Genomic DNA, 14,615 nt, shown 5'->3' on the forward strand with positions numbered 1-14,615 from the left:
ACTTTCACGGCAGACCATGTCAAACTGGCTCATTAAAGCCTGTGAGAACTGGCTGGAACCGATATACGAGGAAATGAAGCGGCGACTGTGCGAGCATGAGGTGCTGCATGCGGACGAGACAGTTTTGCAGGTGCTGAAAGAACCGGGAAAGACAGCACAGTCAAAGAGTTATATGTGGCTGTTCCGTACAAGCGGGGAGGCAAAGCACAGATTATACTTTATGACTATCAACCCGACAGGAAGCATACACGCCCGGAGGAATTTCTGAAAGGTTTTTCGGGGTATCTCCACACCGACGGTTATGAGGGGTATCACAAGCTGCCTGAAAACATCACTGTTGTCGGTTGCTGGGCGCACCTGCGGCGGAAACTTTTTGATGCATTGAAAACTCTTCCAAAGGACAAGCAAGCGAATTCCAATGCGGCAAAGGGAGTCGCATATTGCGATAAACTGTTCCATTTTGAGAAACAGTTCGCTTTGTTGACCCCTGAAAACCGGATTAAAAAACGTGAACGGCAGTCCAGGATTCTGATAGATGAATTTTACGACTGGATTGAACACTTGAATGCGCTGCCCAATACCCTTCTTGGCAAAGCGGCGTATTACGCAAAGTCCCAGCGCAAATATCTTGAACGGTATCTGCTGGATGGACGTTTGGAAATATCGAACAACCGTGCGGAGCGCAGTATTAAGCCTTTTGTGATTGGGCGTAAGAACTGGCTTTTTTCCAACACGCCAAGCGGGGCGAGGGCCAGCGCGGTGTATTACAGTCTTGTTGAAACTGCAAGAGAAAACGGTTTGAACCCGTTTGAATATTTGACATGGATATTTACTCACGCCCCCAACCTTGGAAAACCGGGCTATGTATCGGTGATCGAAGATTTTTTGCCAGGCAGTGAGAAAATGCCACAGAAGGTGTTTATACCGAGGTCAAAAGGAACAGAGCCTGAAAAATATGCATGGGAGGAAGACTGATGAAAGTTGGAAAACATACGGCGTTTATGATTGATTTTATCTCGGATTTCGTAAATGGTGAAATAGAGCGTTATTTTTTTGATTTGGATTACTCTGCCTACGTGATAGAGCACTTTCCCCATATGGAGCTTGAGAACGCCAGATTAGCGGACAAGTTTGCTTATACCATAGACCGGGCATATGAGCGCGGAACTGATCTTGGTCTGTCAGATGAAGAGTTTAGGGCTGAAATCTCCAATGCTTTTGATGAGTGGTTGGGAAGAAAGAAGCCTGACATAATTTAAAAGTACATGTCTAACAGTGTTTGACGCTTACGCTGTAATGCTATTTTTGATGTTCTTTTGAATACACTTTTTTGCTACTTTCAGAGTCATTATTCTCTAACTTTAAGTCAGTACCCCGCTACTGTTCATTCTATGGGTTGTTATGATTAAATTTGCTTATGTTGATTTTACTCTAAGTATAGATTTAAATCTCAGGTAGGAGCAGTTAGTAGTGTTACTGCTGACATTGTTAGTCGCTTTACCAATAATTCCTAAGTTGGGACGTAAATGTTATGGTTGCATATCTTTTACTTTAGAAGGGATTGGAAATTTTTCCGATACTACTGCAGCTTGTTGGATAGTATTTTTTTGAACTGCTCCAATGCAAAAGTGTTATTATTGATGACTGTATGAGAGTAACTAGTAAGCTGTTTTGTATACTTGTTTGACGGGCTATCCACGGCATGTCCATATAAGGCAAAAAAAGAAGGCTTAAGCCTTCTTTCAGGCTGCTGACATACATAAAATGACAGCAGCCTGTTTCATGTAATTACCAAAGAAAAATTAAATAACATATAGTACAATAAATCCTCGAAAGGGGATTTTTTAATGCTTAATATTAGAGATAAAAATGTTGTATGAGTTTGTTAGTATAGATAGCTTAGTTCCACAAGACCATATTTTAAGAAAAATAGGTAAATATATAGATTTTTCATTCATAGATGATTTGGTAAAAGACCTTTACTGCCATGATAATAGTAGACCGGCTGTTGATCCGAAAATAACTGTAAAGATGCTTCTTCTGGGATACCTGTTTGGAATAAGGTCCGAAAAACAAATTGTAAGAGAAGTACAAGTAAACTTAGCATATAGATGGTTCTTAGGCTATGGTTTTACAGATAAAATCATTGATGCTTCTACTATTATTAGTCAAAATAGGAGACGTAGATTTAATGGGACAGATATTTTCCAGCAAATATTTGATAATATAGTTCTTCAAGCTATGGAGCACAAACTTATCAGTGGAAAAGTTCTGTACACTGATTCTACTCATTTAAAGGCAAATGCAAATAAAAGAAAATTCATTGAGCAACAAGTAGAGAGATCAGTAAAAGAATATGTAGAAGAACTTGATAAGGCTGTAGATGAGGATCGTGAAAAACATGAGAAAAGACCAACAAAAAAAGACCATCAACCTGAACTAGTAAAAACTAAAATCAGCACAACAGATTCTGAAAGTGGTTATATGGTCAGGGACGGAAAACCCAAGGGGTTTTTTTATCTTGATCATAGAACAGTAGATATAAAATACAATATCATTACCGGTGTTTTTGTTACTCCTGGGAATGTTAATGATGTTGACCCTTATCTTGACAGGCTTGACAGGCAAATTGAGAAATTTCATTTTGATGTAAAGTATACTGGAGCAGATGTAGGCTATTTCACAAATGTTATATGTAAAGGATTTGCAGATAGAAAAATACAAGGGGTCATCGGTTCACGACTTGGCCCCCATACGAAAGGTAAATATCATAAATATAATTTTCAATATGTTAAGGAACTAGATATATGTGTATGTCCTAATTTAAGAGCACTAGAATATAAAACTACTACAAGAGCCGGAAATAGAGAGTATGTAAGTAATCCTGAGCATTGTCAAAACTGCGATAAAAAAGATAGATGTCTTATAGGGAAAAATGATCGAAGAATAGTATATCGCCATATTTGGGAAGAGTATAAAGATCAGGTATATGCCTTTACCAAGACGGAAAAGGGAAAAAGAATATATAAAAAAAGAAACCATTGAGCGAAGTTTTGCAGATTCAAAAGAACTGCATGGACTTCGCTATTGTCGTTTGCGTGGATTATCTAAAGTAAGTGAACAATGCCTACTAACGGCAGTTGCTCAGAATATAAAGAAGATAGCAATGGTATCAGATAGGAGGTTTTCTTATAAAGTAAATATGTTTGCATTCCTTAATTATCCATATTTTTCAAAATTGCTGTTTAACGAGAATAGTTATTACATATCACACCAATATATATGTAAATAAAAGTAAAAACCTCCATGTTGGTAACTTGGAGGTTAGTCAATAATCTGAAAGAAGGCTTAAGCCTTCTTTCTTCCCGTCACCCTTTTCCTGCTGGATCTCTCGATGTTTATCCTCTTTCCCCTGACGGTGTTATTCTTCATGGATTCCAGGACTTCTGCGGCATATTCCGCCGGAACCTCCACAAAAGTATACCTGTCATAAATGTCGATAGCGCCTATAAGCTTACCCGGGAGGCTTGTGCTGGAAGCAATGCTCTCAACTATGTGCCGGGGCTGAATTTTGTTTTCTCTGCCGATGTTTATAAACAGTCTTACCATGCCCTTCTCGGCACCGGCATCTACATCATCTATTTCGGGGGAAAGATCGGACGAAGTGCTGTTTTGTGCTGAAAGCATTTTGAGAAGCGCCGCTGCTATCTCCATAGAGGTAATATAACTGGTATCGCTCCCATCATGGGAATTGGCTTCCTCCAACACATTATTTATATAAGCTGCATATCTGGAAAGATCCCCTTCATGGAGGGTTTCCTTCACTTTATCCAGAATAGCGGCAGTTTTTTTCTCCTCAACATCCATCAGGGTGGGGGGTTTCATAAAAACTATATTGGACTTCGTGTATCTTTTGATGTCTTTAAGCTTGTATATTTCCCGGCCTACGACAAAGGAGAAGGCCTTGCCTGTTTTTCCGGCCCTGCCTGTCCTTCCGATCCGGTGTACATAATATTCTTCATCATTGGGTATGTCATAGTTAAATACCGCTTCCACATCATCAACATCTATACCCCGGGCAGCGACATCCGTTGCAATCAGGATATCTATTTTGCCTTTCCTGAATTTATTCATAACCCTGTCCCGCTGCTCCTGCCTCATATCTCCATGAAGGGCTTCGGCGGAATATCCCCTGGTCTGAAGGCTTGACGCTACTTCATCTACGCGCTTTTTTGTATTGCAAAAAACCAGGGCTAAATTGATGTCATTCGTATCTATAAGCCGGGACAGCACTTCCAGCTTGGAGGCTTCGCTTACTTCCAGGTAATACTGCTCAATGCTTGGCACCGTCAGCTCCTTATGGGTTGCTTTAACATACACAGGTTCCTTTTGGTACTTTTTGGTGAGCTCCAGTATCTCTTTCGGCATCGTGGCGGAAAAGAGCACGATCTGCTTTTCTTCCGGCACTTTTTCCAGGATGGTGTCAATATCTTCACGAAAGCCCATGTTCAACATTTCATCCGCTTCGTCAAGGATTACCATCTTTAAGCCTGCAAGCTTGAGTGTTTTTCTTCGCAGGTGATCCATGATGCGACCGGGGGTGCCGATTATTATCTGGGGTTTTTTCTTCAGGGCGTATATCTGGCGGTCGATGGGCTGACCTCCGTAAATAGGCAGTATGCCAATATTGCTTTTATATTTGGATACATGCTTTAGTTCTTCAGATATCTGTATGGCCAGTTCGCGCGTCGGACAAATGATCAAAACCTGGACTTCCTCGCTCCCGGCATCTACCATTTCTATGGCCGGTATGCCAAAGGCGCATGTCTTTCCCGTGCCGGTCTGAGCCTGGCCCAGGACATCTTTTCCTTCAAGTATGTGGGGTATGGCCAGCGACTGGATGGGGGTAAGCTCCTCAAATCCCATGTCGGTGACTGCCTTTAATATTTCTTCAGATATGTTTAAGTCTTTAAAAATTGTATCCTCCATGTTAATATCCTCTTCTTACTTCAAATTTTATGCTGATAATATTTATTATTCCACCGATGAAACCATTTAGTAATGGTTTCACCGTGAAAATCCGATATTGATGCCTAGAAACGAAATTTGCTTTTATGCGTGATTTTTTAAAATCCACCACTATAGCTGCAGCAAATTAGAAGCCCAATGGCATGAGGCCATTTTTACGGCATAACAACAGGATGTATTATTGCCGCGGGAGAATACTGGGGACGAAAATTGCCAAATGTACATAGTTGATCTGAAGACGGAAGTTGACATTGAATTATCCCTGGTATAAAATTCCCCTAGGATGGCAGGTCACGGGAGAAGCAAACCGATGGAAAACTGGATTATTATAAGCAAGTTCGGCATACTTTTATATTGCTGCATAAAATACGTGGAAAGCGGGATGGGAAACAAGGCCGGTGTTATATTCTTCATCCTCGTCCACATTATATTAAATATGCTCTATTATGTGCTGAAGCCTGCCGTGCTTAAGCTCTTGATGGCCTTTGCATCAACGGCTTTGCTGGTTTACTGTTTTTTTAATATCAATATGCTTTTTGTCCTTTTTATCCCCATGGGCATTTTCGACATTATTCATATAACCTTGAATGACATGCGTCTTGCTGCCGTCGCCCTATTACCCTATTTGGCGATGCCGTCCAATATCATGGCAGAGTATACGTTGATTTTGCTGTTGGGTTTTGCACTGGATATTGTTGCCTATAAGGCTTCCGACAGGATAAGGCAGTTGTCACTTCAAAATGACGGGCTAAGGGAGAAAATTGATGATCTGTACAGGGAGATAGACAAGACGGAAGAATTTCAGAAGCAGGTAAAATACCTTTCCCAATTGGAAGAAAGAAACAGCATTGCCCAGGAGATACATGACAAGGTGGGGCACGCTATTTCCGGGAGCCTCATACAGCTGGAGGCTGCTATGCTGCTTGTGGATAAGGATAAGGAGAGGTCAAAGGGCATAATGCGCAATGTCATTAATATATTGAGAGAGGGAATGGAAAATATCCGGGCCACCTTGCACAACATCAAGCCTCCGGCGGAGCAGCTGGGCATTAACCGGTTGAAATCCCTCCTGGATGAGTTCACTTTTAATAACGGGATTAGAACAAGCCTTACTTATTCAGGAAACTTGGGCTGTATAACCCATATGCAATGGAAGGCCATTACCGACAATACGGTCGAGGCCCTGACCAATGCTGTCAAACACTCGAAATGTACAGCCGTATCCGTAAGGGTTGATGTGTTGAACAAGATCATCAAAGCGGAAGTGAGGGACAATGGAAGGGGAGCATTAAACATAAAAAAAGGACTGGGACTGAAAGGAATTGAGGAAAGAAGCGGCAGCATAGGGGGAAAAGTTATAATTGACGGTTCCAAAGGTTTTTCCATAATTACCATTTTACCGATAGAGGGAGGTTCAAATGGGAATTAAAATATTGATCGCTGATGACGATGCTTTGGTAAGGGAAGGCTTGAAAATTATACTTGAAATGGACGAAAGATTTGATGTGGCAGGCTGTGTGGAAAACGGCCTCCAGGCTGTGGAATTCTGCCTCAAGGAGCCGGTGGACATTGCGCTTCTGGATGTGAGAATGCCTGTGATGAACGGGCTGCAAGCAGCCAAGGAAATAGTGGAACGCACATCGGCCAGGCCTGTGATTCTGACCACTTTTGATGATGATGAATTCATAGTGAATGGTATTAAGAACGGCATAAGGGGATATCTTTTAAAAAATACTCCGCCGGAGAGGATGAAGGATGCGTTAAAGCTGGTGCACGAAGGTGGAACGGTAATGCAGGATGTGGTGCTGGACAAGATCAGGGACGGACTTGGCCGGAGCGATAAAGGGAAAATCGATGCCGGATGCTTTTCGGAGCGGGAGATGGAGATTATGCAGCTCATATCGAAGGGGCTGTCAAACCGGGAGATAGCTTCCCAGCTTCATATATCCGAAGGCACCGTAAAAAATCACATCACCTCCCTGTTGAACAAGACAGGACTGGAGCATAGAACGCAGATAGCCATTTATTATCTTAACGGTGGGAAAATATCATAAATTCAACATGACTTTTGTCATATCATTAAGGTGACCTTTTGTACTTACGGAGAGGTCGCTTTTTTTATATATTGTTTTGTAAAAGGTTTTCTGTGCCGAAGTAAAATGGCGCTGCCAAGAGCCGGAAGGGAGCTTACAGCCTGGTTATCGGCCGGAATATCGAAACCGGCATTGAAGATTTAAGTGTTAAATGTATTAATATCTAAATGCATAATGTCATGCCCTTACGTTTTATCAAGGGCAACCAACGGCTAGAATTGATATTTTGTGTTACCAACTAAAATAAACGTTAGGAAGGGATGTTCATGAAAGTAGTTAAAATTAGCGAGCTTACCAAAAAATACGGCGATATCATCGCTGTGGACAATATCAGCCTGGAAATCGAAGAAGGTGAGATATTCGGATTGCTGGGTCCCAACGGGGCTGGAAAGAGCACAACCATAAACATGATAACCGGCCTGGTGTCCATGGATAAGGGTAAAATCCTGGTTATGGACAAGGATGTTAAAAAGAATTCCAATGAGACAAAGAAAAATATTGGGATAGTACCTCAGGATATCGCCATATATGAGGACCTGACCTGCATGGAAAACGTAATGTTTTTTGCAGGCCTTTATGGCTTAAAGGGAAGTGAGCTGAAAAGGCAGGCGGAGGAAGCGCTGGAATTCACAGGGCTTAAGGATAAAGCCAAAAGTTTTCCTAAGGGATTTTCAGGAGGCATGAAAAGAAGGCTCAATATCGCATGTGCCATAGCCCACAAACCGAAGCTTATAATTATGGATGAGCCTACGGTGGGGATTGATCCCCAGTCCAGGAACCACATACTCCAGTCGGTTAAAATGCTGAACAGCATGGGCTCCACCATCATTTATACCAGTCATTACATGGAGGAAGTGGAAGAAATCTGCACCCGGATTGCCATAATGGATCATGGGAAGGTTATAGCCGAGGGCACCAATGAGGAACTCAAATCCATCATTACCGATAAAAACTCCGTATGGATTACAGTTTCCGGTCCTGTGGAAAAAGTTGACAAAGAACAGCTTAAGGAGATATATGGAGTTTCAAGCGTTGATATTGAGGAAAATACCGTGAAAATCAGCAGCTCAAGGGATGTGAGCAATCTGGATAAAATAATCCTCTACTTTACCAAAAACAACATACCCATTAGAAACATAGAAAGCAAGACCCCCGATCTGGAAACCGTGTTCCTTACCCTTACGGGAAGGAAGCTCAGAGATTGACGAGACAACGTTAATTTCGTGATAAAGCAGTGGGGAAATAGTTGGATTTATATATGAGGTGTGAAAAATGAACATCAACAATATGTTAAAAATATTCAAAAAAGAATTGCTGCAAAATTTGCGGGAGACCAAAGGGAATGCCATGATGGTGCTTTTTCCTATAGTCCTGATCGTAATCCTGGGGACGGCCCTGTCCACGATGTTTGGTAAAGACACGGAGCTTGACGTGGCAAAGGTATTGTATACAAATCAGGCGGGAAAAGAGCTTGCCGCCGGGTTCGAAAGCTTCATGGAGCATGCCGGGGAACTGGGAATAGAGTTTGAGGAGACGGATGATATAGAAGCGGGAATCGGCAGTGTAAAACATGCGGGATATTCGTGCTATGTGCTCCTTAAAGATGATCCCCAGGAAATCATATTGTATAAAAACGACCGGTATTATTTTGAGGCAAACCTGGTGGAAATAATACTTCATTCTTTTGTGGGAAAATATAACGCAATATCTGTGGTGGCCGCAGAAAACCCAGCTATGCTGGAAACAGTGATGGAAGATCCGGAAATTGATTTGTTGGAATTGAAATCGCTGGATAGGGAGCGGCAACCCAGCTCAATGGACTACTATTCGGTCACCATGCTTACAATGATACTGTTCTATTCTGCCATGACCGGCTATTGGAGCGTTAAGAATGAACAGAATCTCAAGACCGGCAACAGGATATTGTGCAGTCCGGTGCATAAAAGCGAAATTCTTACGGCCAAGGTCATGGGAAGCATTATAGTTACCATAATACAGGGTTTCCTAGTGCTGGTGTTCAGCAGGTTTGTTTTAAATGCCTATTGGGGTGCCAATATCTGGCCGATAATTGCGGTTATAATTTCCGAGGCGATAATGGCAGTCAGCGTCGGAGTCGGTATCGCCTTTACCGTCAGGAATGAAGCGGCATCTTCGTCAATACTGAATACCGTAATTCCCATATTTGTTTTCTTCGGAGGGGGATATGTACCTTTTGAAGTGTTGGGAGAATTCTTGCAAAAGATATCGGTAATTTCACCGATAAGGTGGATGAACATGGCTATTTTCAATGTCGTGTACAGCAATGATTTTTCCCATGTACCGGTGGCAATTGCAATAAACCTTGTTATTGCGGTCATATTCATAACGGTTTCATCCCTGGCATACAGAAAGGAGGCGGTATAAGATGAGAAAAATCCTTCTGCTCACTGTCAATACTCTAAAGGTTACTTTCAGAAAAAAAGGCAATTTTGTGATATATCTGATTTTACCCATCATTGGAATATTTGCATCCATTGGTCTTTATGCCAACACGGGAACCAGTACGGTGCATATAGGAATAGCCAATAAAGACAGAGGCGTTTTGTCTGCCGACATGATAGAATCCTTCAGAAGGATCGAAAATTTCAAGCTGAAGGATGTGGATGTGGAAGAAGCCGACAAGCTCCTATTGGATGGTTCGATAAGCTGCCTGGTGGTTTTCCCGGAAGGCTTTTCCGACAGCTTTGCAGCCGGATTGCCAAAAAAAGTTGAGATTGTTTCTCTCAAAGGAAAGGATACTACGGCATGGATAGAAACTTCTGTAAAACTGTATGCCGAAAACCTCTACAACCTTGCAAGAGCAGCCGGAGGAAAAAAGGATGTCTTTGACAAATTATATGAAGGCTTCAGCAATAAAGGCCTGAAATTGAGGGTTGACAAGGTTGATGACCAGGCCAACAACAGGCTTATGACCATACAGACCTTAGGCTTTCTCATTATGTTTGTCATGCTGGGAACGGGTATGACCTCGGAGCTGATACTGCGAGAAAAACGAAACAGGACTTACTTTAGGATATGCTCATCCCCGGTAAGCTCAAAAACGTATATATTCGCCAATGTCATTGCCAGCATTTTGATAGTGATGGTGCAGATATTCATAACCCTGATGGTGATGAGATGGGGGCTCCGCGTCAATACCTATGTTCCGGACTGGCAGATGTTTATCATACTGGGCTGCTTCGGTCTGGTGGCCATAGGAATTGGCACCATGATAGTGGCCTTCAGCACATCTTCATATCAGGTCAGTACCCTGTCCACCCTGGTCATCACTCCCATGTGCATGCTGAGCGGCTGCTACTGGCCAGTGGAATACATGCCGGATATTATGCAGAAGATATCCTGGTTTATGCCTCCGAGATGGGCTTTGGATATGGTGGACAAACTTCAAAAAGGCACAGCCTTTGGGGAAGTGATGATGAACCTTGTGGTAATGCTGGCCTTTGCTGCGGCATTCTTTGCAATTTCAGCATATAAGTTCGGCACCAGCGACGATATAAGAAAGTTTGTGTAAAACCAGATTGGTTTGAAATGAGCTAATTGAAATGGATGATTGTTGTTCCGGAAGAATTTTAAGCATATAACAATCAATGTATCCATTATTAGCAGAATTCATTCTTAAATCATATAAAAAGTTACGCCATATCAAGGGGCGTTCCTCAACGCAGCAGGTAACATATCGGCTTACCTGCTGCTTTTTATATGGAATGAATATTAATCCTCGTGGAGGAGCAGGAATAAATATGAATCCACAAGAACACTTTTTTAAATAAAAAGTTATCCCCATGGTTGTATTTTTAAAAGAGTTGGAATATAATTAATACCAGGTAATAATATTAGGTAATATTTAATTGGAGATTTTATAAACGAGAGGCTGATGGTATGAATAAAGGAATTGAAATGTCGGTGGATAAGGGCAGAAGAGTGGTTAAAGGGTTGGGATACTATGAAACCCGGGAGATAAAAGACCTCAGAGAGCTGGTTAAGGAAAGCGCAAGGATATATGGCTCTGCCATAGGTTTCAAGTTTAAAGACGGAAACGGGAAAATAATCGGAAAGACTTATGAGGAACTGAACGGGGAAATTGACTGCCTCGGTACGGCCCTTGCCTCATTAGGATTAAAGAACGCGCGGATCGCCATACTCAGTGAAAACAGATATGAATGGGGACTTTGCTATTTTTCCATTGTGAACGGTACAGGGGTGGCTGTACCTTTGGATAAATACCTGCCCAAGATAGAGGTGGAGAACCTGGTGGAAAGGGGAAAGGTGGAAGCGATATTCTACAGCCCTGCTTTTCACGATATAATGAAGGAGCTTTCAAAAACAAACTCCCGGCTGAAATATTTCATATGCATGGAGAAAATGCCGGAAGAAGAAGGTGGAAAGTTTTTAAATCTTCCGGATATGATAAGAAAGGGAAGGAAGCTGCTGGATTCCGGCGACAGATCCTTCGTCGATGCCCCCATAGACAGGGAAGGCATGTCGGTGCTGCTTTTTACTTCCGGGACTACGAGCATGTCAAAGGGCGTAATGCTGTCCCACACCAATATAGTTTCCAACATAATGGCCGTTGCATCAGCCATAAAAGCAATGCCTGGCGATGTTCATCTTTCACTGCTGCCGCTCCATCATACCTTTGAAAACACCATAGGGCTTTTGTTCATGGTATACAGCGGTGTGTGCATAGCATACAGCGAAGGTATAAGGCATGTTGCGCAAAACTTGAAGGAGTACAGGGTAACGCTGTTGGTGGCTGTGCCCGCCATCCTGGAGATGATGTACAAAAAGCTGCAGGAAGGCATAGAAAAGTCAGGAAAAGCCAGACAGTTTGCATTCCTGGTGAAAATATCCGAATTCCTGAGGGCTATAGGCATAGATATCAGAAGAAAATTGTTTTCCAGCGTGCTGGAAAAGATTGGACCTGGACTCAGATTGGCCGTTTCCGGAGCAGCTCCGCTGGACCCGGAGGTGATAAAGGGTTTTGACAGGATCGGGCTGAAGCTGATTCAGGGATACGGACTTACCGAGACATCGCCGGTGGTATCGGCCAATAACGATTTTGTCAACAAACCGGGCACAATAGGATATCCTCTGAGGGGAATTGAAGTGGCAATAGATTCTCCGGATGAAAACGGAATGGGAGAAATACTGGTGCGCGGTAAAAACGTGATGCTGGGGTATTATGAGGATCCGGAAGCTACAAAGGAAGCCATAGATCCAGAGGGATGGTTCAGAACCGGCGATCTGGGAAGCATAGACGAAGAAGGCTTCATAAGAATAACAGGCCGGGCAAAGTCGATGATAGTGCTGAACAACGGCAAAAAGGCATTTCCGGAGGAGTATGAGGTGCTGCTGAACAACATACCGGGCGTGAAGGATTCGTTTGTATGGGGCAACAAAGCTCCTGACGGAGATATTCAGGTATGCGCAAAGCTGGTGATCGACGATGAAAAGCTGATGAAAGAAAAAGGAACGGTACCATCGGAGAAGGAGCTGGCGGATATCCTGGAAAAAGCCATCAGGGATATCAATAAAAACATCCCCAAGTATAAGATCATACGCTATTTTGTGATGACCAGGGAGGATCTTGTAAAAACCACCACCTTAAAGATAAAAAGGCCGATGGAGCTGGAGAAAACTGTGAGTATTCTGAATAAGGCCGGCATGGATATGAGGAAAGCTTCCGGAAGATACCTCGAAACACTGGTATGAAGATAAAACAAGGCATCTGACTGTTGATATAATTTATATTTTGTCATATTATTATTTCATAGGCGAGCAAAGAGAAATTTTGGATATATGAGGATGGGTATGAGAGAACAGTCGGTGCAGAAAGAGCATACAGAAGAGCAGTCAGTGGCAAAAGGTTTTGCAGTGTTGTCGGCGGCGGGAATTATAGTAAAGCTGCTGTCTTTACTATATATTCCTTTTTTGCTCTCTATTATAGGAGAGGAGGGCAACGGCATATATGCCGCGGCATATCAGGTATATGTCCTGATATACGCCATATCCAACTCCGGAATGCCTGTAGCATTGTCAAAACTGGTTTCCGAGCTTATTGCCGTCGGAAATTACAAGGATGCTGTGAGAAGCTTTAAAATAGCCAGATTTCTGCTGCTGGTCATAGGTGTGGTCATGGCTGCAGTCATGTTTTTTACGGCCTATCCCATATCCAGAATGATGCATTATGAAAAATCCCATATGGCGATACTGGCATTGTCTCCCACATTGCTCTTTACATCCGTAGCCTCGGCATACAGGGGATACTTCCAGGGCAGGGGCAATATGACGCCTACCGCTGTATCCCAGATTATTGAGCAGGTGGTGAATACCATATTCACGCTGGTGTTTGCGGCGGCCTTTTTAAGGTTTGGGGTAGAAGCCGCATGTGCCGGTGGTACCGTGGGAACTTCGCTGGGGGCTTTGGCTGCTGCCGTTTTTCTCGTCTGGTACCACAACAACAGGGGAAAAATGCGCATACCTTCGGAGTATAGGTTCAAAAAAACGGAAAGATACTCCTATTCCCAACTGGTAAAAAGGATCATCGCCTATAGTGTGCCCATCGCTCTTTCCATCGGGCTTCAATATACAGGCAACCTGATTGATGTGTCGGTAACCAAAGCCAGGCTTTTAGCCGCAGGCTTTGCCGACGAGACGGCCAGTGAGATGTACAGTTTTCTATATAAATACCAGCAGCTTTTGAATGCGCCCATAGCCGTAGTGGCGTCCCTTGGTTCCACCATCCTGCCGGCTGTATCCGCAGCTGTAGCATTGAGGAATAAAAGGTTGGTAAAGAGCAGGGTGGATTTTGCTTTCAGGCTGTGTTTCATGGTTACCATACCTTCCGCAGTGGGTTTTTCAGTTCTGAGCGGCCCCATCTACAGGCTGCTTAGGTATGGTCAGGGATCATATCTTATGATGTACGGCTCTGCTGCCGTCATACTTATGGCCATTGTTCAGATACAGACTTCCATCCTTCAGGGATCAGGAAAGTTTTATCCGGTGACCTTCAACCTGGTTTTGGGCATAATAGGCAAGATCGTAACCAATTATATTCTCATTGGGATACCGGAGATAAATATAAACGGTGCAATAATAGGCAGTGTTGTGAGCTACTGCATTCCTATTGCACTAAACGGCATGCTGATAAGAAAAAGGCTAAAGATAAGGACAAGGCTTCCCGGGCTTGCGTTAAAGCCTGCAGCGGCAGCCGGAGTGATGGGCGCAGGGGTATATGCCCTATACCGGATATTTGCTGGTGCTCTTTTCTTCCTGAAAAACGCGTATCTGGCAAATGCTTTGGCAACATTGGTGTCAATTGCAACCGGAGCATTAATATATGCCGCTGTTTTGCTGGCGCTGAAAGGGCTGTCCCGGGAAGAGCTTGACATGCTTCCCGGAAGGATTGCCGCACGTTTGCCGGAGAGCGTGCTCAAATACATTCAGTAGAGGAGT

At 43.2% G+C, this 14,615-nt stretch carries 10 protein-coding genes and 2 pseudogenes; 11 read left to right on the forward strand and 1 reads right to left on the reverse strand.

What is annotated here, in order from left to right; genetic code table 11:
• Positions 1-16: 16 nt before the first annotated feature.
• From tnpC to CDO33_RS03825, 4 genes and pseudogenes are all read left to right on the forward strand, one after another.
• Positions 17-774 (forward strand): annotated as a pseudogene (tnpC, locus tag CDO33_RS21205) (IS66 family transposase); the annotation flags it as partial.
• On the forward strand, positions 760-975 hold the full coding sequence (locus CDO33_RS21210; RefSeq protein WP_242973943.1) for a transposase domain-containing protein: 216 nt from the start codon (positions 760-762) through the stop codon (positions 973-975). The pseudogene tnpC and the gene CDO33_RS21210, both read left to right, overlap by 15 nt.
• Entirely contained in the window at positions 975-1,259 is a 285-nt protein-coding gene (locus tag CDO33_RS03820; RefSeq protein ID WP_103082518.1) for a hypothetical protein, read from the forward strand. Before CDO33_RS21210 ends, CDO33_RS03820 begins: the two co-directional genes overlap by 1 nt.
• 670 nt (positions 1,260-1,929) lie before the next feature.
• Positions 1,930-3,292 (forward strand): annotated as a pseudogene (locus CDO33_RS03825) (IS1182 family transposase).
• A 56-nt stretch (positions 3,293-3,348) separates the two neighbouring features.
• Here the strand turns inward: CDO33_RS03825 and CDO33_RS03830 are convergent.
• A complete protein-coding gene (locus CDO33_RS03830) occupies positions 3,349-4,989 on the reverse strand; it encodes a DEAD/DEAH box helicase (RefSeq protein ID WP_103082517.1) in 1,641 nt (546 codons plus the stop codon).
• Positions 4,990-5,338: 349 nt separating this feature from the next.
• On the opposite strand from CDO33_RS03830, the gene CDO33_RS03835 reads away from it, so the two are divergent.
• The 7 genes from CDO33_RS03835 to CDO33_RS03865 all read left to right on the forward strand — a co-directional run bounded on the left by CDO33_RS03835 (position 5,339) and on the right by CDO33_RS03865 (position 14,609).
• On the forward strand, positions 5,339-6,457 hold the full coding sequence (locus CDO33_RS03835) for a sensor histidine kinase (protein ID WP_161496577.1): 1,119 nt from the start codon (positions 5,339-5,341) through the stop codon (positions 6,455-6,457).
• Positions 6,447-7,082, forward strand: a complete 636-nt coding sequence (locus CDO33_RS03840; protein WP_103082515.1) for a response regulator — start codon at positions 6,447-6,449, stop codon at positions 7,080-7,082. Before CDO33_RS03835 ends, CDO33_RS03840 begins: the two co-directional genes overlap by 11 nt.
• Before the next feature lie 305 nt (positions 7,083-7,387).
• Entirely contained in the window at positions 7,388-8,326 is a 939-nt protein-coding gene (locus CDO33_RS03845; RefSeq protein WP_103082514.1) for an ABC transporter ATP-binding protein, read from the forward strand.
• A 67-nt stretch (positions 8,327-8,393) separates the two neighbouring features.
• Positions 8,394-9,524 carry an ABC transporter permease gene (locus tag CDO33_RS03850; protein ID WP_242973399.1) on the forward strand — a complete coding sequence of 377 codons (1,131 nt, stop codon included), beginning with the start codon at positions 8,394-8,396 and terminating at the stop codon, positions 9,522-9,524.
• Between the two features lies 1 nt (position 9,525).
• Positions 9,526-10,671: an ABC transporter permease gene (locus CDO33_RS03855; RefSeq protein WP_103082513.1), complete on the forward strand. Its 1,146-nt coding sequence runs from the start codon at positions 9,526-9,528 to the stop codon at positions 10,669-10,671.
• Positions 10,672-11,039: 368 nt separating this feature from the next.
• On the forward strand, positions 11,040-12,872 hold the full coding sequence (locus CDO33_RS03860) for an AMP-dependent synthetase/ligase (protein WP_103082512.1): 1,833 nt from the start codon (positions 11,040-11,042) through the stop codon (positions 12,870-12,872).
• Positions 12,873-12,971: 99 nt separating this feature from the next.
• Positions 12,972-14,609 (forward strand): putative polysaccharide biosynthesis protein, encoded by a 1,638-nt coding sequence (locus CDO33_RS03865; protein ID WP_103082511.1) that lies wholly within the window; start codon positions 12,972-12,974, stop codon positions 14,607-14,609.
• Positions 14,610-14,615: the final 6 nt, after the last annotated feature.

The sequence above is a fragment of the Clostridium thermosuccinogenes genome, assembly GCF_002896855.1.
Lineage (GTDB): Bacteria > Bacillota > Clostridia > Acetivibrionales > DSM-5807 > Pseudoclostridium > Pseudoclostridium thermosuccinogenes.